At 70.0% G+C, this 21,876-nt stretch carries 17 protein-coding genes; 14 read left to right on the top strand and 3 right to left on the bottom strand.

Features of this window, described 5'->3' with window-relative positions:
- Positions 1 to 447: 447 nt before the first annotated feature.
- Together hemL and BL254_RS09225 are read left to right on the top strand one after the other, a co-directional pair.
- The gene (hemL, locus tag BL254_RS09230) at positions 448 to 1,806 is read left to right on the top strand and encodes a glutamate-1-semialdehyde 2,1-aminomutase (RefSeq protein WP_076843076.1); all 1,359 of its coding nucleotides are present in this window, start codon (positions 448 to 450) and stop codon (positions 1,804 to 1,806) included.
- Positions 1,803 to 2,558, top strand: a complete 756-nt coding sequence (locus BL254_RS09225) for a histidine phosphatase family protein (RefSeq protein WP_235433761.1) — start codon at positions 1,803 to 1,805, stop codon at positions 2,556 to 2,558. Before hemL ends, BL254_RS09225 begins: the two co-directional genes overlap by 4 nt.
- Before the next feature lie 413 nt (positions 2,559 to 2,971).
- Here BL254_RS09225 and BL254_RS29335 read toward each other — a convergent pair whose 3' ends face one another.
- Complete coding sequence (locus BL254_RS29335; RefSeq protein WP_371390326.1) at positions 2,972 to 3,343, bottom strand: tetratricopeptide repeat protein; 372 nt, start codon at positions 3,341 to 3,343, stop codon at positions 2,972 to 2,974.
- 285 nt (positions 3,344 to 3,628) lie between these two features.
- Between BL254_RS29335 and BL254_RS29330 the strand changes: the two genes are divergently transcribed.
- Positions 3,629 to 3,790 (top strand): hypothetical protein, encoded by a 162-nt coding sequence (locus BL254_RS29330; RefSeq protein WP_371390318.1) that lies wholly within the window; start codon positions 3,629 to 3,631, stop codon positions 3,788 to 3,790.
- A 956-nt stretch (positions 3,791 to 4,746) separates the two neighbouring features.
- On the opposite strand, the gene BL254_RS09215 is transcribed toward BL254_RS29330, so the two are convergent.
- Positions 4,747 to 5,019: a toll/interleukin-1 receptor domain-containing protein gene (locus BL254_RS09215; protein ID WP_052914872.1), complete on the bottom strand. Its 273-nt coding sequence runs from the start codon at positions 5,017 to 5,019 to the stop codon at positions 4,747 to 4,749.
- 623 nt (positions 5,020 to 5,642) lie between these two features.
- On the opposite strand from BL254_RS09215, the gene BL254_RS09210 reads away from it, so the two are divergent.
- The 5 genes from BL254_RS09210 (at position 5,643) to ccsB (ending at position 13,421) form a co-directional block, all read left to right on the top strand.
- Entirely contained in the window at positions 5,643 to 6,959 is a 1,317-nt protein-coding gene (locus BL254_RS09210; protein WP_076843074.1) for an HNH endonuclease signature motif containing protein, read from the top strand.
- Positions 6,960 to 7,425: 466 nt separating this feature from the next.
- Entirely contained in the window at positions 7,426 to 8,082 is a 657-nt protein-coding gene (locus tag BL254_RS09205; protein WP_083730940.1) for a TlpA disulfide reductase family protein, read from the top strand.
- A 445-nt stretch (positions 8,083 to 8,527) separates the two neighbouring features.
- A complete protein-coding gene (locus BL254_RS09200; RefSeq protein ID WP_076843073.1) occupies positions 8,528 to 9,655 on the top strand; it encodes a cytochrome c biogenesis CcdA family protein in 1,128 nt (375 codons plus the stop codon).
- A 373-nt stretch (positions 9,656 to 10,028) separates the two neighbouring features.
- Positions 10,029 to 12,056, top strand: a complete 2,028-nt coding sequence (locus BL254_RS09195) for a cytochrome c biogenesis protein ResB (RefSeq protein WP_175648327.1) — start codon at positions 10,029 to 10,031, stop codon at positions 12,054 to 12,056.
- A gap of 57 nt (positions 12,057 to 12,113) precedes the next feature.
- The gene (ccsB, locus tag BL254_RS09190) at positions 12,114 to 13,421 is read left to right on the top strand and encodes a c-type cytochrome biogenesis protein CcsB (protein WP_047221528.1); all 1,308 of its coding nucleotides are present in this window, start codon (positions 12,114 to 12,116) and stop codon (positions 13,419 to 13,421) included.
- 436 nt (positions 13,422 to 13,857) lie between these two features.
- On the opposite strand, the gene BL254_RS09185 is transcribed toward ccsB, so the two are convergent.
- The gene (locus tag BL254_RS09185; RefSeq protein WP_047221529.1) at positions 13,858 to 14,295 is read right to left on the bottom strand and encodes a PLD nuclease N-terminal domain-containing protein; all 438 of its coding nucleotides are present in this window, start codon (positions 14,293 to 14,295) and stop codon (positions 13,858 to 13,860) included.
- A 740-nt stretch (positions 14,296 to 15,035) separates the two neighbouring features.
- Between BL254_RS09185 and BL254_RS09180 the strand changes: the two genes are divergently transcribed.
- The 6 genes from BL254_RS09180 (at position 15,036) to mqnE (ending at position 21,422) form a co-directional block, all read left to right on the top strand.
- Positions 15,036 to 16,487, top strand: coding sequence for a menaquinone biosynthesis decarboxylase (locus tag BL254_RS09180; RefSeq protein ID WP_076843072.1), 1,452 nt, complete (start codon positions 15,036 to 15,038; stop codon positions 16,485 to 16,487).
- 91 nt (positions 16,488 to 16,578) lie between these two features.
- Positions 16,579 to 17,502: a menaquinone biosynthesis prenyltransferase MqnP gene (gene mqnP / locus BL254_RS09175; protein ID WP_076843071.1), complete on the top strand. Its 924-nt coding sequence runs from the start codon at positions 16,579 to 16,581 to the stop codon at positions 17,500 to 17,502.
- Positions 17,503 to 17,868: 366 nt separating this feature from the next.
- Positions 17,869 to 18,582 (top strand): UbiX family flavin prenyltransferase, encoded by a 714-nt coding sequence (locus BL254_RS09170; protein WP_083730939.1) that lies wholly within the window; start codon positions 17,869 to 17,871, stop codon positions 18,580 to 18,582.
- Between the two features lie 484 nt (positions 18,583 to 19,066).
- On the top strand, positions 19,067 to 19,465 hold the full coding sequence (locus tag BL254_RS25850; RefSeq protein WP_086055211.1) for a hypothetical protein: 399 nt from the start codon (positions 19,067 to 19,069) through the stop codon (positions 19,463 to 19,465).
- Positions 19,466 to 19,869: 404 nt separating this feature from the next.
- Positions 19,870 to 20,079, top strand: a complete 210-nt coding sequence (locus tag BL254_RS09160) for a BldC family transcriptional regulator (RefSeq protein WP_076843070.1) — start codon at positions 19,870 to 19,872, stop codon at positions 20,077 to 20,079.
- A 194-nt stretch (positions 20,080 to 20,273) separates the two neighbouring features.
- On the top strand, positions 20,274 to 21,422 hold the full coding sequence (gene mqnE / locus BL254_RS09155; protein WP_076843069.1) for an aminofutalosine synthase MqnE: 1,149 nt from the start codon (positions 20,274 to 20,276) through the stop codon (positions 21,420 to 21,422).
- The last annotated feature ends 454 nt before the right edge of the window (positions 21,423 to 21,876 follow it).

Raw genomic sequence — 21,876 nt, 5'->3', positions numbered from 1 at the left:
GTGGGCTCGGCGGCGCACCCGCGCCGGCCTCTGACCGCCCGGCCCCTGACCATTTGGCCGCTGACCATTTGGCCGCTGACCATTTGGCCGCTGACCCTCGGCGGCGCGCCCGCGCAGGCGGCCTGCTGGACATCCACCGGCGCGTCCGCACCGGCCCGCTGACCACTCGCCGGTGTGGAACCGGCATCCTGCCCTCCTGGTCACTTGCCAGCGCGGACACGCGGGCCTGCTGGCGCACGGTGCGCGGCCGGTGGGCGTGCCGCGTCACGGACCGCCGCCGGTGGGCGGCTGGGTCATCCCCCACCCACCGGCGGCCCCGGAGCCGGCCGGCATCCCGTCCCGTGCCGGCCCGAATTCCCGGCGACCGGCCACGGGTGTCCCCGATGGCGGAACCGGGATGGGGCCAGGGGCAGCAAGGGGCGGCGCCGACCTGCGAGGATCGGTGGCATGTCAGTCGTGTCCGAGGCCGCTGCCTCCGAGGAGTTGTTCCGTCGAGCTCAGCGGATCATCCCCGGTGGGGTGAACTCACCGGTCCGGGCGTTCCGGGCGGTCGGCGGCACACCACGGTTCATGGTGTCCGGGGACGGCGCCTACCTCACCGACGCGGACGGCCGCCGATACGTCGACCTGGTCTGCTCCTGGGGCCCGATGATCCTGGGGCATGCCCACCCGGCGGTGGTCGAGGCGCTGCGGGCAGCCGTGTCGCGGGGCACGAGCTACGGTACGCCGAGCCCGGGCGAGGTCGAGCTGGCAGAAGAGATCGTCTCCCGGGTGGGGCCGATCGAGCAGGTCCGGCTGGTCAACTCCGGGACCGAGGCCACCATGAGCGCGCTGCGACTCGCCCGCGGCGTCACCGGACGGTCGAAAATCATAAAGTTCGCCGGCTGCTACCACGGGCACGTCGACGCGCTGCTCGCCGCCGCCGGCTCGGGGGTGGCCACCCTCGGCCTGCCGGACACACCGGGGGTGACCGCGGCGACCGCGGCGGACACGATCGTCCTGCCCTACAACGACCTGACCGCCGTGGACGAGGCCTTCGCCGAACATCCCGGGCAGATCGCCGCCGTCATCACCGAGGCCGCCGCGGCGAACATGGGCGTCGTCCCCCCGCTGCCGGGTTTCAACGCCGGGCTGCGGCGGCTGTGCGACGTCCACGGCGCCCTGCTCGTCCTGGACGAGGTCATGACCGGTTTCCGGATCGGCCCGGCCGGCTGGTGGGGGGTGGAGGGCGCCGTCGAGGGATGGGCCCCGGACCTGTTCACCTTCGGCAAGGTGATGGGCGGCGGGCTGCCGGCGGCGGCCTTCGGCGGGCGCGCCGAGGTGATGTCCCACCTCGCGCCCGCCGGCCCCGTCTACCAGGCCGGGACACTCTCGGGCAACCCGCTCGCGGTCGCCGCCGGCCTGGCCACCCTGCGTGCCTGCACGTCCGAGGTGTAYGCCACGGTGGACGCCCGCGCCGGCGACGTCGCCAGCATCATCTCGACGGCGCTGACCGAGCAGGGCGTGCTGCACCTGCCCAGCAGTGCCGGTTCGCTGTTCAGCTTCTTCTTCACCGACGCGCCGTCGGTGGTCGACTACGCTGGAGCGCGGACGCAGTCCAGTGCCCGGTACGCCGCGTTTTTCCACGCCATGCTGGACGCCGGGGTGTATCTGCCACCATCCGCCTACGAGGCGTGGTTCGTCTCGGCGGCGCATGATGACGAGGTCGTCGAACGGATCGCGGCCGCCGCGCCGACGGCGGCCCGGGCAGCCGCCGGCGTGCCCGAACCGGTCCCGGCCACGAGCGCTGGAGGGAAGCGTCCATGACATCCGCACGGCGCGGCGCGTCCGACCCCGTCGACGGGCACCCGTCCCCAGCGCCGGAACCGTCATCCCCGGGACATCCCTCGTCGCGGCCGCCCGTGTCGCGGTCATCCTCGACGGACGTGCCAACCACCGTCCACCTGGTACGTCACGGTGAGGTGTTCAACCCGGAGAAGGTCCTCTACGGGCGGCTGCCCGGGTTCGTCCTGTCCGAGGCGGGGCAGCGGCAGGCGAAGGTCACCGCGGAGTTCCTGGCCGGGCGCGACATCGCCGCGGTCGTGGCAAGCCCGCTCGAACGGGCCCGGCAGACCGCCGCCCCCATCGCGCAGGCCCTCGGCATCGGCGTGGAGGTCGACCCCCGCCTGATCGAAAGCCGCAACGTCTTCGAGGGCAAGCCCTTCGAAGCCGGCCCGGCCCTGCTCCGCTACCCGCGGATGTGGCGGGTGCTGATCAACCCGTTCCGGCCGTCCTGGGGCGAGCCCTACACCGAGATCGCCGGACGCATGCTCGCCGCCGTGGCCGAGTGGCGAGACGCCTTCCCCGGCCGCGAGGTGGTGCTCGTCAGCCACCAGCTGCCGGTGTGGACGGCCCGGCGCGCGCTGGAGGGCCAGAAGCTCTGGCACCGCCCGGACCGCCGCCAGTGCGCGCTCGCCAGCGTCACCTCAGCCGTCTACTCCGCGGACCGTCTCCTCCGCATCGACTACGCCGAGCCCAACGGCCCCACCACAAACCAGCCCGGCTCCGTCGGCGCCTGACATCCATAGAAGCATCCCGGTTGACCGAAGGCGACACCCAACTGGGCCGAGGACGACCTGACCGGCTTCCCTCACGCCCGGGTTTCTAACGGATGCGGGTTTTTCTCCCGAATAGGTGGGGCCGATCCGGGATCCGGATGCCGATTCGCGACGGGTCCGGGAGGCGCCGACGGCGTCAGCGCGCCGTCGGGCGGCGAAACCCATACACGCGTGGACGCTGCCACGCGACGTCCCGGGCATGGTACGGAACGCTGCCCCGTCGTCGGCATCCATAATCGCAGCCATGGGCGTGCCCGGATGATCGTCCGGAACATTCGCCTCGCCGAGCACGCCGCCGCATACGACGTGGTTGCCCTTGCCCGAGAACGCGTATGGTCAGAGCCCCCGCACAGCTTTCGGATGAATTTGCAACATTATGTGGTGTTTGTATCGCTTTTCGTAGGGTTTCTGGCGATAGTCAGATTTTCCTTAATCTTGGCTACAAGAGGGTGGTCGGCGTCGAGGACCCGCAAGGCGTCGGCCAGCGTCTCCTCGTGCAGGCGGACTGCCTCCTCCACCCGGCCCGCCGACCCGTAGGCGCCGGCGAGGTTGTGCCGGGAGGCCAGGGTGTCGGGATGATCGGGGCCGAGGAGGTGCTCGGCGAGGGGCAGGGCGCGGTGGAGCAAGGCGATGGCCTGCCCGGGCTGGCCGTGCTCGACGAGGTAGACGGCGGTGCGGGTGTACAACCCGGGCAGTCCATCGGGAGGTGGGTCGAGGCTGCCGGTCCGGTCGAGGACGGCGAGCACGTGCGGCAGGGCCCGCCGCCACCACGGCCACACCGCCGGGTTGTTCTGGATGTCCCGGGCAGGACGGCGGTGCACAGCCCGACCAGCGCCGTGACCCGCTCCGTCCGGTCCGCGGCGGGCAGGGCGGCGCGGGTCGCGGCTTGGACCAGCCGGTGCACACCGACCGTGTCGGTGTCGCGGCGAGCCAGGTGGTAGCCGCCCAGCGCCCCGACCGTCTCCGCCCACACCAGCCRGTCAGCCGCCGCGTCCCGTAACAGCCCGGGGCCGAGAGCGTCCGGGGCGGTGGTGAGCAACTCCAGCGGGATCGCCTCCGGGGCGCAGAACACCCACAACTCCGGCAGGCCCACCGCCGCCGGCTGGGTCTCCCGCAGCTTGTCGATCGACAGTTTCCACAGGGTCGCGACCGTGCGTTCCGCCCGCTCCACCGGATCCGGCACCGACCCATGAGTGAGCATGTCCTCCAGTCGGTCGGCCAGCAGGTCGGCGTAGTCGGCCGGGGGGATGCCGGTCTGGTCGAGGTAGCCGGCGGCCTGCTCCACCGCCAGCGGCAGATCCCCCAGCAGGTCGCAGATCCGGTCCGCGATCGCCGGGTCCAGGTCGGGGAAGCGGCCGGTGAGCATCGCCACCGCCTCCGCCCGCGGCGGGGTCGGGATGTCCAGCACCGCACCGAGGCGGCGCCAGCCGGTGCGGCGGGAGGTCACCAGCAGCCGGCCCGGCCCCGGTACGAACCGCAGCTTTTGTTCGAGGATCGTCGGGTCGTCGGCGTTGTCGAACACCAGCAGCGACCGCGGCCGGGCCAGCCAACCGGCCACCACCGCCGCCGGGTCGGCGTCCCGGGGCAGGCCGACGGCCGGGGCCAGGTCGGCAAGATGGCTGCCGAGCGGGTCGGGGTTCTCCGCCGGCACCCAGCCCATCCGGTCGAACGCCTGCGCATACCGGTACAGGTACTCCACCACCAGCGCGGCCTTCCCCACCCCACATCCCCACCCCACCCATTCCCGCCACAGCGGTCACCGCCACCAGCCCGGTCTCCGACCGCCCGACCTCCGACCGCCCGACCTCCGACCGCCCGACCACCGACGGCCCGACGGCCGAGGGCTCGGCCGCCGTCAACTCCCGGTGCAGGTCCGCCAGCAGCGCCTCCCGGCCGACGAACCGGGCCAGCCGGCCCGGCACCTGCCACCGGTTCGGCAACTCCGGCAACTCCGGCGGGAACGGGACAACCGCTGGCAGCCCCGAGCCCGCCACGGCGGACCCGACACCCGGGAAACCGGGCTTCACCGTGGGCTTGGCGCGTTCGGCACGGGCCGCCGCCAGCACCCGGTCGGCGGCGGTGGCCTCGTCCGCCCCGAACAGGTCCACCGTCACGAGCTGACCGAGCAGCCCGGGGCGGTCACAGTCCTCTACTCGGAAGACCAGCAGCGTCCGCGGTCCCGGCCGAGCGGATCCGCCTGCCAGGCGACCTGCCACGCCGCGGTCGCGTACGCCGAGGCCAGATAGGCCGCCGAGAGCACCGCCACCGTCCGCGGCGCCGTCTGCGTCGCCTGGTGCATCGCCTCGACGAACCCCGTCCCGGCCGTGAAATCCCACGCCTGGATCACCGCCCGGTAGCCGGCGGCCTCCAACGTCCAGGCGATCCACTCCGCCCACGACCGGTCCACATCGGTGTACGACACGAAGAAGTCCGGGTTGCTCTCCGTACCGCCCCCGTCGGTCGCTTACCCAGCATGCCACGGCCACCCGACACGCCCGAAACAGGATGATCAGTCGCGTCCGGCTACGTTCACCGCCTTGTCCGGCACGCCATCGGGGTGGCGTGCCGAGGGCGACGGCCGTCGTCCCCGCGCTGGGTGCGTCGGGCTGCGGGAACTGCCTGTCCTGGATGGTGGAAATGTCCGAATCTACTGGTAAGATCGTACACATGTTCGATTCTGTGGGAGTCGGAGGTATCTCTCCAACGGCCGCCCCGGCGGCACTCGGCATCGTCGAGCCCGCCGGCCGCCGGGATACCGTCCGGCCCGCCCCCACCGGCGCCGCCGCGCCCGCCGCAGTCCGTCGTCTCTGTACTTCCTCGTCGTTCCCCGCCTGTGAAGGGCCCCCGGCGAAGGGCTGTGCATCCGGCACGGCCTGCCGTGCGTGTGCCGCTCCGCCTGCTGTGGAGGGCTGTGATGCGGACGGCTGTCCGCCGACAGCGGAGCGCGGTGATACGGATGGCTGCCTGCCCACGGTGGAGGGCAGTGACATTGCAGGCGCTCTACCAGCGGTGGAGTCCTGTGATGCGGATGGCTGTCTGACCCTGATGGCTGTGCTGCGGCGGCGGATCGCCGGGCTGGAAGCGGTGATGCTGCGTGCCCAGGCCCGATTCGCCGGGCTGCGGCCGACCCCTCCTGGGGAGAGGAACCCGGCCGGGCCGGGGTTCGCCGCCGAGGAGATTGCTGCCGGACTGGCCCTGTCCCCGGCCGCCGCCGCGGCCGGCCTGGAGTTGGCGGTCACCGTCGTTGACCGGCTGCCGGCCACTCTGGCCGCGTTGGAGACCGGTGACATCGATCTGCGTCGGGTCCGTGCGGCCGCGGAGAGCACCGCCGCGCTCACCCCGGAGCAGGCCGGTGCGGTCGAACGGAAAGTACTGGCTCGGGGTGGGCGGGCCAGCCCCAGCCTGTTCCGCCAGGCGCTGCGCCGCACCGTCTTGGCGGTGGATCCGGACGGGGCGCGGCGGCGGCATGCTCACGCCCGGAAGGATCGGCAGGTCTGGATCCGCCCGGCCGAGGACGGGATGGCCGAGCTGGGGGCGCTGCTGTCCGCCGTTGACGCCCAGGCCGTCTACCAGCGGTTGGATGCCCTCGCTCGTCAGGCCACTGACAGCCCGGACGAGACCCGCAGCATGGACGCCCGCCGCGCCGACGCGCTGGTCGACCTGCTGCTCGGCCGGGACCGGGGCGCCGAGGTGTCCGTGGAGGTCGGGGTGCTGGTGTCGGCCGCTACCCTCGCCGGGGTGAGTGATGTTCCTGGGGAACTGGCGGGGTACGGGGCGATTCCCGCTGCCACCGCTCGCGAACTGGCCGCGGAGGCGACCTGGCGGCGCATCCTCACCGACCCCGCCGCGGGCAACCGGCCGGTCGAGGTCAGCCGCCGCTTCCCCGCCCCCAGGCTGGCCCGGCTGCTACGCACCCGGGAACGGAGCTGCCGGTTCCCCGGCTGCCGCAAACCCGCCCAGTTCTGCGACCTCGACCACATCCACCCGCACGCCGTCGGCGGACCTACCAGCGAGGACAACCTGCTCGCTCTGTGCCGGCGGCATCACAGGGCAAAACATGACGGCGGCTGGACGGTGCACCGCACCGACGGTGACACGGCGATCTGGACCAGTCCGACCGGGCGGACCTATCCCAGCATCCCCGAACCCTGGGACGAACCGATCCGGCCCGAGGTTGGAGAGCAGCCCGGGGCCGGGGAAGAAGAGGGCCTCCGCCATGCACCCCGACGGACGGCCGCTACTGTCTCCGCGCCTGGCTCCGATCTTTGTGCCGGGGGTTGGAGCCGGGTCGGATCACACGAGCCGACCACGGACGAGACCGGGCGGAGCGGCCCTTCGGACCTCGGCCCACCGCCCTTCTGAAAGTCGATGGCGGGCATGCCCGCAGGTTCAGGGGCCAGCTCGAGGAGCGGTGTAACGGACAGTGATATTCAAGCGGTTCCACGGGTCACAGCCCCGCTTCGGAGATCGTCAACAGAGATTATTTGATGTTCATTCGATGGCGAATAGCTGGTTTGTCGGGTTATGTGGGGTGCCGACTGTCCGGAACGCGCCCGTGRCTGAAGCTGATCCTCGGGGTTGAGTTCTACAGTTGGTCGTAGGCTGGTGGGTCAGGGCACCTACCGACTCACTCTGGTCCGGACGGTAGCCAGCCGGGCAAAGAGGTGGCGGTAGCGCGATCATGATCCTTTCGTGCTTGGAGTCCGGACGCCCAACCGGGAGGCCCGGAGAGACCCGGAAGCGGAAGGTCCGGAATCGACAGCTCTGGATCACCGGGTCGCCAGAGATCCGGGAGGCCCGGATCACGGGGTTACCGGGAGGAGTGTGTGTGGACGGACGGCAGGACGCGCGGGCTGCATCCGATGCGTCGCGCATGCGGGTTGGCCGGACGTCGTACCGCCATCCCCTGAGGATCGTCCGCGCACTGTGCGTCTCGGTGCTGGCGGCGGGCGCTTTGGCGCTGATGACGACCGCGTGTTCAGGCGGAAGCGACAGTGTGGACCAGGCCGCCGGTGGTGGCTTCGGTTTCGTCCAACAAGCACCCAATTCCGATTTCGTCCCGATCGGCAGCCGCAAGCCGGCTCCTGACCTCACCGGTCCCACCGTGGCCGGTCCCGAGCTGAGCCTGGTGGCTTTCCGCGGAAAGATCACCGTTGTGAACTTCTGGGCGTCATGGTGCGCGCCGTGCCGAGCGGAGACGCCTGGCCTGGTCAGGATGGCCGCGGACAACCCGGAGGTGGCCTTTGTCGGAGTGAACGAGAAGGACAACCTCTCCGCGGCGAAGGCGTTCGTCCGGGACAATGACGTGGCCTATCCGAGCATCGTCGACCGGATCGGCACGCTCGCGGCCCGCTGGCCGGTCCCGCCTGGTCTGCCATCGACCTTCGTGCTCGACCGCGAGGGCCGGCTTGCCGCCCGTTTCACCGGCGGTGTGCTCCCGGACGAGTTGACGCCCGTGCTCGCCCGACTCCAGGCGGAGACATGATGGGCGAAGGCGTGACCCGCCCAGCACCGGGCGGAGACGTGGCTTGCCCGACTTCTGGCGGAGGCACGGCGGGTGGAGACGTGGTTTGTCTGGCCTCTGACGGAGGCATGAGCGGCGTCAGGATGGGCCATACGGTCGCAGGCCATCCGGTCGCCGGTGACATGGATGTCGGCCGAATAGACGCCGGTCGCATGGATGTCGGCCGTACGGTCGTTGGTGGCGCGGATGTCGGTCGTACGGTCGCTGGTGGCGCGGATGTCGGTCGTACGGTCGCTGGTGGCGCGGATGTCGGTCGTACGGTCGTCGGCCATACGGATGCCGGCAGTATGGATGCCGGCAGTATGGATGCCGGCGGTGTGGGTGCTCATGGTGCTGTCAGCGGTGACAGAATCGGCGGCGCTGTCCGGCTGGAGGGAGCTCCGGTCTGGTTGGGGGGAGTCCCGCGGTGAGCGTCACATCGTTCGTCGCGGACGGGCCGCTGCTRCTCGCCGCACCGGTCGCGGCGGCGGCGGGGCTGTTGTCGTTCCTGTCTCCGTGCGTGCTGCCCCTCGTGCCGGGATACCTGTCATTCATCACGGGGCTGTCCGGTGAGGAACTGGCCGCCCGCCCCTCGGTTGGCGTCGACTCCCAGCCACCAGCGGTTGATACTTCGTCGCCGATGGTTGACACCTCGTCGCAGATGGTCGCTTCCTCAGCGGCGGCTGGTACTTCTACGGTGGTGGCTGCCGCTTCAGCGGTGCTGGTCGGAGCTTCGACGCCAGCGGTCGGTGGCCGGGTGGCAGGACCGCGGCCCGCTGCCTCTACCGGTGTCGACACCGGTAGAGGCAGCGACACCGGTACGGGCATTAGCAGCGGTATCAACGCTGGTACCGGCACTGGCAACAACAGCAACAGCAACAGCGGTACTGATACCGGAAGCGGTACTGATACCGGAATCAGTGCCGGTGACAGCATCAGTACTATCCGCTGGGCTCGGCGGCGACTGCTGGGCCGGGTCACGCTCGGTACCGTGCTGTTCGTCCTTGGCTTCACCGCGGTCTTCGTCAGCTACGGTGCGGCCTTCGGCGGGTTGGGCCGTTGGCTGACCCTGCACCAGGTCGGCGTCARCCAGATCCTCGGTTCGGTGACCATGGTCATGGGGCTGGCGTTCGCCGGGGTGTTCGCCCGGCTCCCGCTGGCCAACCGCCAGTGGCGCATACACCGGCTGCCCGCACCTGGCCTGGTCGGCGCGCCTGTCCTCGGCGTCCTGTTCGGGATCGGCTGGACACCGTGTCTCGGGCCCACCCTGACGGCGGTGCTGGCGCTCGCGGTACAGAGCGCAACCGCCGGCCGAGGCGCGTTCCTCTCCGCCGCCTACTGCTTCGGCCTGGGAGTGCCGTTCCTCGTCGTGGGCCTGGCTTTCCGGCGGGTGGCCGGTGCTCTGGCGGCGGCCCGCAGGCGTGCCCGGGCGCTCACCTTTGCCGGCGGTGTGCTTCTTGTCGCTGTCGGGCTTCTTCAGGTCACCGGCCTGTGGACCGATCTGATCGCTGCTCTTCGGCCATACGCCCCGGGATTCACGGAGACCCCCTTGTGAGCGTCTTGTGAGCGGGCGAACCAGCCGGACCAGTCGGACGAGCCGGAGGCGCCCATCCGGGTCCGATCTGGAGCGCAATGCCGCATCCAGCCCGGTGATCGACAGCTTGGCGATCGACGGATCAGGAGCAACGGCGACCATGGCTGTACCAATTACCCCAGGTGTGGACGCTGGTCCGGGCGTGGACGCTGGCCCGGGTGCGGATGATCCGATCGAGGTCGCCAAGCCAACTGACCTGACCACCCCAAGCGGCTCGACCGGCAGGCCATCATCTCCATCGGGCCCCTCTGGATCGCCGGTCGCCGAGCCGACTGACCGGACCGGCCTGACCGACTCGACAGATGTCTCCGACCGGGYCGGGATCCTGACGACCGTGCCTGACGAGGTGCGGGAACGGATACCCGCGGTGCCGTCCGGCCCGCGCGCTGCCGGCGGCGGCACCATCGGGGCCGTCGGCTCGTCCCGTCCCCTACTATTGATCATTGGTCCGGTCCGGCGTGCCTGGCACCAGTTGACCAGTATGCGCACGGCGCTACTGCTGCTGTTTCTGCTCGCGCTCGCGGCCGTCCCCGGTTCCCTGCTGCCGCAGCGCTCACTGAACCCGTTGAAGGTCGAGGAGTACTTTCGCGATCATCCTTCGCTCGCGCCGTTCCTCGACAGGCTGTCAGCTTTCGATGTCTTCGGCGCTCCCTGGTTCGCCGCGGTCTATCTGCTGCTGTTCGTCTCCCTGATCGGCTGTCTGACGTCGAGGGTCCGCTGGCATGCCAGGGAGCTGGTGGGACGGCCGCCGCGGGCGCCGGCCCGGCCGAGCCGGCTGGCCGGCGGCCGGTCGTGGGACAGCACGCTGYGCCCCCCGGAGGTGGTCGAGGCGGCGCGGGTGGTCCTGCGGCGGCGGCGGTTCCGGGTCGCGGTCGCGCCCGAGGGCGCAACCAGGCCCGACGGCAGCCAGGACTTCTCCGTGGCCGCGGAAAAGGGCTACCTGCGCGAGACCGGGAACCTCGTCTTCCACATCGCGCTGGTGTTGATGCTCCTCGGGGTCGGGCTGGGTTCGTGGTTCGGCTACCAGGGCACCGTCCTGGTCATACAGGGTGACGGTTTCACGAACACGCTGGTCTCCTACGACCAGTTCAGCCGGGGCAAGCTGGTCGACCCCGCCGGTGACCTGGCGCCGTTCTCCCTGACACTGGAGAAGTTCACCGCCTCCTATCAGCCCAACGGRCAACCAGCGGACTTCCGCGCCGAAGTCGCCTACAGCACCGATCTCGGCGGGCGGATCCGCACGGCCGATATCCGGGTCAACCATCCGCTGGCGATCAGTAGCGCCAAGGTGTACCTGATCGGCCACGGATATGCTCCGCACTTCGTGCTGCGGAACAGCGACGGCAGCGTTGTCTGGGAGGGCTATCAGCCCTGTACGCCGCGGGACGCCATGTTCGCGTCCACCTGCACGTTGAAGATCGGTGACACTGGGCTCCCGCCGACCGGGCCGACCAGAGAGCCTCAGCAATTGGCGTTCACCGGTGTGTTCACTCCGACCACGCAGCTCGATCCGGCGCACGGCTACATTTCGACCCATCCGGCCGCGACCGCCCCCGGCCTCACACTCACCGGTTATGTCGGCAACCTCCACATCAACGAGGGCGTGCCACAGAATATCTACTCGCTGGACACCCGGGACATGCGCCAGCTCCACATAGACGGCCCGATCGGCGCCGGACGGGTGGCGCAGGTACTCGCGTTGAACAATCCCGAGCAGCGGACGATCAGCGGTCTGCCCGGGGGGATAACCCTGGAGGTCGACGGGGTTCGTGCGTTCGCCACGTTCCAGACCAAGTCCGATCCGTTCAAGGGCTGGGTGCTGGTCGCGGCTGTAGCGATCATCGGTGGCCTGCTGGTCAGCATGCGGGTACGCCGACGCCGGGTCTGGCTGCGGGCACGTCCCGCCGTATCCGCGCCAGCTGGCGCAGACACCAGCGCCAGCGTCAACACCGGCAGCGACACCGAAACCGGCAGCGGCAGCGGTTCCGGTTCCGGTCCTGACACCGACGCCGGCGCCCGCGCGATGAGCATGGTCGAGGTCGGCGGACTGTCCCGTTCCGACGTGGACGGCTTCGCGGCCGAACTACGGGCGATCATCGAGGACATACGGCTGGCTACCACACCCGCCGATGGGGCGCGTCCAACCCGGTCGGGCAGCCCGGAGCGCTCGGAGCCGCCCGGATGGGTTGCGGTTGCACCTGTTCAGGCGCCGTCTGAGGTTCAGGCGCCATCGGATACTCAGGCGCTATCGGAGCGGGGACTGGCGAAACAGACACAGGCGGACCGGGYGGCAGGCGCCATCCGGACCTCCAGGACCACCAGCGGATCCGGGGAACCGGCACAGGGAGGATCTGATGACTGAGCCGGAGGCTGCCCGGGCCAGCAGTGGAACCGGGGATCCCACCGAACAGGAGCTGTGATGCCCGTCAATTCCGGTCTTGCCACGCTGTCCGACCATCTTCTCGGCGTGACTATGGCGGTCTACGCRCTGGCTATGCTCGGCTACGCGGCCGAGTTCGCCTTCAGCCGTTTCGGGCGTGCCAGTGCCACGGCCCTGGCCGAAGGCCGGGCGGGTAGATCGTCGTCACTGGCTGCGTCGGTATCGGTGGCGTCATCGGCCTCCTCATCGGTGTCGTCGGTGCGGGCCGCGGCGGTCACGACGCCCGGACGGGTGGCGTCGATGGTCGGCGCGGACGTGGCTGGCACAGCTACGGCAGGCACAACTCCGGCAGGCGTAGCCACGGCAGGCGTAGACGTGGCGGGCGCGTCCGTCACCCCTGCCGTGAACGATCGCGATCCTGTTGTGGACCCTGCCGCCGAGGCGCTCGCCGCGGCCGACGCCAGGGCGGTCCGGCAGGCCGCCGAGCGGGCGGCGATGGCTGAGGCGATGGCCGGGGACGGCGCGGACCTGCTGACCTCACCCCGGGCGCGTTGGCTCGGCCGGGCCGCGGTGCTGCTCACCGCGCTCGGATGCGCGGCGCACGTGGGTTCGGTGACCGCCCGCGGCCTGGCCGCGGACCGGGTGCCGTGGGGGAACATGTACGAGTTCTCATCCATGATCACCCTGGTCGCGGTGCTGACCTATCTGGGCATGCTGGCCCGGACCCGGGCGCGTGTCCGCTGGCTGGGCGTCTTCGTGATGCTGCCGGTGGTCCTCTACCTCGGTCTCGCCGGCACGGTGCTCTACGTGGCGGCGGGCCCGCTCGTTCCGGCGCTCAACTCCTACTGGCTCAAGATTCACGTGGTGGCGGCGATCGTGGCCAGTGGGGTGTTCATGGTCTCGGCGGTCACCACCGTCCTGTACCTGCTGAAGGACCGTTGGGAGAACCGCCTCGCGGCGGTTGCCACCGGACAGGCCGAGGCCTCCGCGGCGATGCGCAGGCGCGGCGGGATCATGATGAGACTGCCCACGGCCGCGTCGCTGGACCGCGTCACCTACCGCGTGATCGGCTTCGCATTCCCGGTCTGGACGTTCGCGGTCGTCGCCGGTGCCATCTGGGCGGAGGCGGCCTGGGGCCGCTACTGGGGCTGGGATCCCAAGGAGACCTGGTCGTTCATCACCTGGGTGATCTACGCAGCCTACCTGCATGCCCGCGCCACCGCCGGCTGGAAGGGCCGCCGGGCCGCGGCGATATCACTGCTTGGTTTCAGTGCGCTGTTTGTCGACTACTATCTGGTCAATCTGGTCATCTCGGGGCTGCACTCCTACGCGGGTGTCGGTGGGTGAGGCCCGTCAACGCGATCATCCTGAGTGCCGTTGGTCGAGGCTCGGACCGGTCCGTGCCGGATGCCTGCCCGGCTGGCTTCCCGACGGGATGCTGCCAGGAATCTGCCAGGAATCTGGCCAGGGATACCGACAGGAGGCCGCCAGGATGATGCTGGCCGCCGGTGGCCTCGGCCGTAAGCGGCACCTTCTCGATCGTGCTCGATCGTGTCGCTGCCGGGATGCCGGCCGGATGACGCCGGCCGGCATCAACAGCACCGCGCTGGCTGTGATGCCAACGTGATGCCAACGTGGTAGCGCTGCCAGCATGATTGCTGCCGCCAGCGTGATACAGCGGTCGACGTGACAGGACGGTCGATCCGGCACGGCGGTGGGTGAGGCCGGGTAGGTGATGCCGCGGGCGTCGCCGTACGAGCCGGTTGTGGTCAGCCGATTGTGGTCAGGTCCGGGAGGTGCCGTCGCCATCCCCGCGGCGGATACGCTCGGACAACTCCCGCAGGAACTCCGGATTGTCGTCGGGCGCGACCGGCTGTGGCGTGGGACTACGGCGTGGCCACGACGGCCACCGGACATTCGACGGCCCGTCCTGGCCGCTTTCCCGGCTGCCCCGGCCGAAGCCGTCCGCCCCGGCCCAGCGGCCCCGGCCTCCCCATGTTGGATGATCCGTAGGATCGATACCCTCGCCGACGCGGTCGTCACGGCGGGGGCGGCCGACCAGAAGCCAGGCCACACCGCCGAGGGCGTAGAAGAAAACGATGATCGCAATCCAGGCGAGCTTGGGGAGTGTACGCACGGCGGCGGACGGAGCCATGATCGCGTCAATGAGTGTGAAAATCCAGAAGCCGAAGATCATCAGCGTCAGTACGAACCCCACCACCGCACCGTTGCTCCTCTCCAGTCTTCACTCCGACCGTCATGACCGTCCGTCACGACCCGGAGTCCTGATCGCGTGCAGATCCATATCCACCGTCGTCCGACGGTACAGCCAATGCTCTCTGGGGCGGTTCCGACGCCCATAGGTGACCATGGATGCCYGTTGATGCCCAAACAGCCGATGTCCATTGGAACAGCTGATGCCCGTTGGAACCATCCGCCCGTCCAGTCAGATCAGTGACGCCAGGGCGGCCGCCGCGCAACGACAACACTCCCAGTGTGCTCCTTTCGATTGTGGGACGTGCCGCATGGGTGGAAACCCGTATCGGGTACGGCCGGTCGGCGCACGTCCCGAGGTGCCCACCACCCGGGTGTCGTCCATCGGCACCGGGGCCAACGCGTCGACCATGGCTGCTGTGTCGGGCTGCTGTTGTGTAAGGCTGCTGTTGTGCTGGGCCGGTGTGCTGGGCCAGTGTGTCGGGCCAGTGCGTCGATCGTGGCTGCCGGGACGTGTCCGCCACCCGAGGGCGTTGTCTGTCCGACCGGGCGGGCGGGGGGCTCCCGCCGGATCCGGCTGGTAACCGGACGCGGGTTCCCGCCGGATCCGTCTGGCAGCCGGACGGACGCTGCGGCCAGTGCTACGCGACGCGGCCGGCAGCGGGTTCCGGCGGTTGGCCTGACAAGCCCGGACGGCCCGGGCCCGCGGGTCGCTGCCAGGATGGGTGTCCTGCCAGGATGGGCGTTATGGCCTGGGCGGATCTGCGCGCGTTCCTCGTTCATCTCGAGCGTCACGGCGACCTGCGGCACGTCCGCGTCCCGGTCAACCCGGTCCTGGAGGTCACCGAGATCGTCACGCGGGTGGTTCGGGAGGGCGGGCCCGCGCTGCTGTTCGACCGGCCGCTCGGCGCCGACATGCCGCTGGCCATCAACGTCTTCGGCACCGAGCGGCGGATGGCCGCCGCGCTGGGGGCCGGCAGCCTCGACGAGATCGGCGACCGGATCGCCACCCTGCTCAGACCCGAGCTCCCGGTCGGGCTCGGCGGGCTGCGGGAGGCGCTGGGCAAGGTCGCCGCGCTCCGGTCGGTGCCGCCGCRCAGGGTCCGGACCGCGCCGTGCCAGGACGTCGTCCTCAAGGGCTCGGACGTCGACCTGTTCCGCCTGCCCGGCGTGCACGCCTGGCCGGACGACGGCGGGGTGTTCCTGAACCTGGGCCTGACCCACACGAAGCATCCCGAGACAGGTCAGCRCAATCTCGGCATGTATCGGCTGCAGCGCCATGACGCCCGGACGGTCGGCATGCACTGGCAGATCCACAAGGACTCCAACGCCCATCACGCCGTCGCCGAGCGTCGGGGGGAGAGGTTGCCGGTGGCGATCGCGTTCGGCTGCGACCCGGCGGTGACCTACGCGGCCTCCGCCCCGCTGCCGGCGGAGATCGACGAGTACCTGTTCGCCGGGTTCCTGCGCGGCGAACGGGTGGAGATGGTCGACTGCCTGACCGTCCCGTTGCAGGTGCCGGCGAATGCCCAGGTGGTGCTCGAGGGCTGGCTGGAGCCGGGGGAGCGCCTCCCGGAGGGCCCGTTCGGCGACCACACGGGTTTCTACACCCCGGTCGAGCCGTTCCCCGCCCTGCACGTCGACGTGATGACCATGCAGCGTGACCCGGTCTTCCAGACGATCGTCGTGGGCCGCCCACCGCAGGAGGACGGGCCGCTCGGCAAGGCGACCGAACGGATCTTCCTGCCGCTGGTCCGGATGATGATCCCGGAGATCGTCGACTACGACCTGCCGGTCGAGGGCGTCTTCCACAACTGCGCGATCGTCTCGATCGAGAAGCGCTACCCCAAGCACGCGCAGAAGGTCATGCACGCCATCTGGGGTGCCGGGCTGCTGTCGCTGTCCAAGCTCGTCGTGGTCGTCGACGCCGACTGTGACGTCCACGACTACTCCGAGGTGGCGTGGCGGGCGTTCGGCAATGTCGACTACGCCCACGACCTGCTGACCACGATCGGCCCGGTCGACCACCTCGACCACGCCTCGTACGAGCAGTTCTTCGGTGGGAAGATCGGTGTGGACGCCACCCGCAAACTCCCGACGGAGGGATACCGTCGCGAGGGCGGCTGGCCCGCGGAGGCCGTGATGGACCAGGCGGTCAGGGACAAGGTCGCCCGGCGCTGGAAGGAGTACGGGCTGTGACCACCGTCGACCACTGTTCACCACCGTCCACTTCACCACCGTCCACTGCGGGGGCGCGCCGCTCGCCGGAACGTCCGGGAGATGGTCGTTGGTGAGCGACACGGCGYTCGCCCCGGGAGTGCCGGGGCCGGCATCGGCGCCTGACGGTCCCGTCCGCGCCTTCCTGCGGGTGGTGGTGATCGAGCACTCGGTGTTCGCGCTGCCGTTCGCCTATGTGGCGGCGCTCGCCGCATCGTTCGACGTCTCCCGCTCCGTGCACTGGCTGGACATCGCGCTGGTGACCGTCGCGATGGTCGCCGCCCGCACCTTCGCGATGGCGACCAACAGGATCATCGACCGGAAGATCGACGGACGTAATCCGCGGACGGCCGGCCGGGAGCTGGTCACCGGCGTGGTGTCGGTACGCACGGCCGCGGTCGGCGCCGTGGTCGCCCTGGGTGTCTTCGCCGGGTCCGCAGCCGCGCTGTCCTGGCTCTGCCTGGCCCTCGCTCCGTTCGCGGTCGCCCCCCTGATCGTCTACTCGTACGCCAAGCGGTTCACCAACTTCCCGCACGCCGTCCTCGCGCTGGCCCAGGCGGTCGCACCGGTCGGTGCCTGGATCGCCATCACCGATCGCTGGTCGTGGGCCTCGGTCGTACTCGGGCTCGCGGTCGGTACCTGGATAGYCGGCTTCGACCTGATCTACGCCTGTCAGGACGCCGAGGTCGACCGTGGCATCGGGGTGGGCTCGGTGCCGGCCCGGTTCGGGATCCGGGTGGCGTTGGCCGCCTCGGTCGTCACCCATGTCGTGACGTTCGCCCTGTTCGTCGTGTTCGGGCTGATGGAGGACTTCGGCGCGTGGTGGTGGGCGGGGCTGGTGGTGACCGCTGTCGCGTTCTGGTACGAGCACGCGATCGTCTCCGCGGACGACCTGTCCCGGGTGAACCGGGCCTTCCTGACGGCCAACGGGTTCGTCGGCATTGCCCTGTTCGGTTTCGCCGTCCTCGATTTCGTCTCCCGCGGCCTGGCCTGGTGACGGCCACGACGACCGCGGCCACCCCGTGACGACCGGGCCACTGCGGACGACGGGGATCGCAGAGGACTTCATGATCGTCGGAAGTGCGGGAGGCGTCGAGAGTACGGGGTCAAGGTGCGTCCGGGCGACCACCGGTGTGAGCGAGGCGGGAAGGGCGGCCGCAGGTAAAAGAACGTCGGGGTGCGTCCGGCGACCACCGGCGTGGGGCGCATCCGGACAGCTGGCCGGATAGTCGGGCAGCCGGACGGTCAGGCGGCCGGACGGTCGGACATTCGGAGACGGCCGGGCAGTCGGAGGTGGTCGGGCGGTCGGAGGTGGTCGGGCGGTCGGACAGTCGGGCGGCCGGGCGGATAGTTGGGAGGACGGGTGCGTCTCGACAGCCGGGACGCGGTGCCGCCGCGGCCGGGTGAAGGCGAACCGCGGCTACCGCGGCTACCGTGGGTGGTCGGTGTCAGCGGCGCGAGCGGGACGCCGTACGCGGCGTCGGTGCTGCGCGGCCTGCTGGACGCCGGGCTGCCGGTGGACCTGGTCGTCTCCCGGGCGGCCCGGCTCACCCTGTTGGACGAGACCGGGATCGCCTGGCGGGACAGCACCTGGCCACGGTCTCTGGCCGGCTGGCTCGGAGTCGACCCGTCCGTCATCTCCGCGGCGGCCGCGGCGGATCTGCTCCGTCACTGGTCCTGCGGTGACCTCGCCGCCGGCCCGAGCAGTGGCTCGTACCTGACCAGGGGAATGATCGTCGTCCCCGCGAGCACGGCCGCCGTGGCCGGGATCGCCCTCGGGCTGTCCAAGGACCTGCTGCAGCGTGCCGCCGATGTGACGCTGAAGGAAGGCCGCCGGCTGGTGGTCGTACCCCGGGAGATGCCGTTCACCCGCTCGACCCTGCTGCACATGCTGTCCCTGCACGATGCCGGCGCGGTGGTGGCGGCCGCCAGCCCCGGCTTCTATGCCGGCGCGACCGACGCGCGCGCGCTCGTGGACTTCGTCGCCGGCAAGGTCCTGGACGCGGCCGGGGTGCCCAATGACCTGCTGCGTCGCTGGACCGGCGAGCTCGGCGCCGCCCGCCGCTCACCCTCATGATCTTCATGTTTCCGCGTCCGTTGTACTTTCATGGTCCTTGATATGTGAATATGCATGAATATGTATGAATGTGGGCGGTCATAAATGCGAGGCGGCGCGGAACAGGACCAGGGCGAACAGGACGAGGGCGCACAGACGGGACGGCTCTGGTGGCGCCGCCGCCCACCATCATGATTTTTGGAGCGTCGCGGATCTTTGGAGCATCGCGGATGGAACGGCACGGAACGCGGTCAGGGCCGGAGAGGCCAGCGGGCTCGGCGTCACGCGCCGCCCGTCCCCATGATCTTTGAGATGGTGTGAAACGTGACCGGATGGTGTGGAACGTGACCGGGGTGAAGGGGTGCGCGGGCTCGGCCCCGCCCGATACCCGCCCTCGTGACCGCCGCGGATCCGGTGGGTCGTACCGTGAATTCGCGGGATCCGTGCTCATACCGGTTCGAGATGCCCGTCGGGAGACGCACACCGGACTGGGACAGAGGCGAGCATGACACACGACGCCGGCAGGAAGAGCGACGGGAAGCGGCAGACGAGAGGCAACGGCACGCGGGCCGTGCCTGCGGACCTGAACCGGACGCCGCGGCCTCGGACGCCCGCTTCCGGTGGCACCGCCGACGGTTCGGGTGCCCGGGTGGGCTGGCCCGCCGGGCGCCCCGTAGCCGGCCAGGCCGCCCTCGGCCTGCGGGTGCAGTTGCCGTATTTCGCCGCGCGGATCGCGGCGCTGCTCGTGATGCTGACCATCCTGCTCATCCTGAGCGTCAATCCGCTCCTCGCGATCCTGGCCGGTCTCGTGATCGTGGGTGTGCTGACCTATCCGCTGGGCCGGTTGCAGCGCAGGGCCGCCCAGCAGGCCGCCGGCCGCGCCGGTGTCGGCGCGGGACGCTGACGGCTGAGTATCCGCCGCCCCCGGAGGAACACGCGTGTAGTCCCCGGGAGTCGGTAACCCCGGGGCGAACGGGTACAGGGTGGTGGTGTGGCCGTGCTCCTGGCCGTGCTCCTGGTGGGACGGCCACGCTCCTGGTGGGACGCCGGTGGTCCCCGGGGCGAACGAGTCCTGAGCTGACGGTCGGTTACCGGGGGAACCGGTAGCCGGGGGACCGGYGGCTGGCCGTGCGCCGCAGTGATCTCTTCTTTATCATCCTCGCAGGCGCTTGGTCACTGAACGTGTTCTCACTCATGCGGACGTGAGCGGACTAGTCACCACATGACCCCGATGTGTCACGCCCGAATTACCACTGAAGCAAGAACCTTCTGTATGTTGACTGTCAACGCTCTGTGACAGGAGGCTCAGTGACAACGACACCAACACCACAATCCGCTCCGCTGCTGACACCGGCCGAGGTGGCGAGCATGTTCCGGGTCGACCCGAAGACGGTGACCCGCTGGGCCAAGACCGGGAAGCTGACCTCGATCCGTACCCTTGGCGGCCACCGGCGCTATCAGGAGGCGGAGGTCCGCGCGCTCCTCGCCGGGGTCTCGCCCGGGGACAGCCTGGCCTAGCCACCAGGCCGCCGCGTCCGGTGGATGCCGGGTGACACCCGCTGATCCACCGGACGCGGCCGGCTCGGCCTTCGGACCGGCTCGGCCTTCGGGCCGGCCGCCCAGGTCGCGCTGCACCCGTGGCCCGGAAGTTCGAGGCGCCACAGGTCACATGTCGGCGGGACGCGGCACCGGGCGGGACTACCCTCGTTCTCATGGACGTCGGGCTCAAGCGGGAGATCGAGGCGAAGGTACACGCCGGCGAACGGCTCAGCCGGGCGGACGGCGAGGCGCTCTACGCCAGCGACGAGCTGGCCTGGCTGGGGGAGCTGGCGCACTCCGTCCGCGTCCGCAAGAACGGRGACGCGACGTACTTCAACGTCAACCGGCATCTGAACCTCACGAACGTGTGCGCGGCATCCTGCGCCTACTGCTCGTTCCAGCGCAAACCGGGTGAGGTCGACGCGTACACGATGCGCATCGAAGAGGCGGTGCGGCTGGCCAGGGCGATGGAGCCCGCCGGCATCACCGAACTGCACATCGTCAACGGCCTGCATCCCACATTGCCGTGGCGCTACTATCCGCGTTCGCTGCGTGAGCTGTCGAAGGCGCTGCCGGGTGTGGCGCTCAAGGCGTTCACGGCCACCGAGATCCACTGGTTCGAGAAGATCAGCGGTCTGCCCGCGGAGGAGATCCTCGACGAGCTGATCGACGCCGGCCTGGAGTCGCTGACCGGAGGCGGGGCGGAGATCTTCGACTGGGAGGTCCGCCAGCACATCGTGGGGCACGAGACGCACTGGGAGGACTGGTCGCGCATCCACCGCCTGGCCCACTCCAAGGGCCTGCGGACGCCGGCCACCATGCTCTACGGCCACATCGAACAGCCACGGCACCGGGTCGACCACGTGCTGCGGCTGCGCGAACTGCAGGACGAGACCGGCGGATTCGTGGTGTTCATCCCGTTGCGCTTCCAGCACGACGCGGCCGGTGACCCGCGTAACCGGCTCATGAACCAGCCGATGGCGACCGGGGCCGAGGCGCTGAAGACGTTCGCGGTGTCCCGGCTGCTCTTCGACAACGTCGATCACATCAAGTGCTTCTGGGTGATGCACGGCCTGACCACCGCCCAGCTCGCCCTGAACTTCGGCGCGGACGACCTGGACGGCTCCGTCGTCGAATACAAGATCACTCATGATGCCGACGGTTTCGGGACGCCGGACACGATGACCCGGGAGGACCTGCTCGAGGTGATCAGGGACGCTGGCTTCCGCCCGGTGGAGCGGGACACCCGGTATCGCGTGATTCRTGAGTTCGACGGCCCCGACTCCACCCGTCGGGATCTCCCCCAGGAGATCAACGCCTGAAGCGCCAGTTATGTGACCATGTGTAGCGATACGGTCGACGACCAACGTCAACGGGTGCCGGCCAGCAGAGAAGATCGCCGCGAGTTTGTCGTCAGGTACGCCCATTGGGCTGAAAAGCGTACCGAACGACAAACTCGCCTGGATCATGCTCCACGTGGGTGGTCGCGGATGGTGTCCGTACCGCGTGGCTGGCGCTCCAGCGCGATGACCGCCGACGTCGACCGGGTTCGGGCGGCATGATTCTTGGTTCTTGTGACCCGGACGCCGCTCCAGCGACATCGAAACCACAACGATCACAGTGTTGCGGGGGCGATGAAGGCATGTGCTCACGGCACCAGCCGAAGGCAGCGCGATCGTTGTGTCGTGCTGCCGGAGGCTTGGAGGGGGTGCAGCCGAAGGCGGCGTGGGCGTTGTGTCGCGCTGCCGGGGGCATCGGGAGGAGTATCGGCCGAAG

This window comes from Protofrankia sp. BMG5.30, from assembly GCF_001983005.1.
Lineage (GTDB): Bacteria > Actinomycetota > Actinomycetes > Frankiales > Frankiaceae > Protofrankia > Protofrankia coriariae.
The sequence above is the reverse complement of the archived record's forward strand: the minus strand, read 5'-3'. Positions and strand labels throughout refer to the sequence as shown.

Excerpts from the sequence above, each read along its gene's own strand:
- BL254_RS09225 (WP_235433761.1), top strand. The coding sequence starts at position 1,803 with ATGACATCCGCACGGCGCGGCGCGTCCGACCCCGTCGACGGGCACCCG.
- BL254_RS09210 (WP_076843074.1), top strand. The coding sequence starts at position 5,643 with ATGGCTGTGCTGCGGCGGCGGATCGCCGGGCTGGAAGCGGTGATGCTG.
- BL254_RS25850 (WP_086055211.1), top strand. The coding sequence starts at position 19,067 with ATGACACACGACGCCGGCAGGAAGAGCGACGGGAAGCGGCAGACGAGA.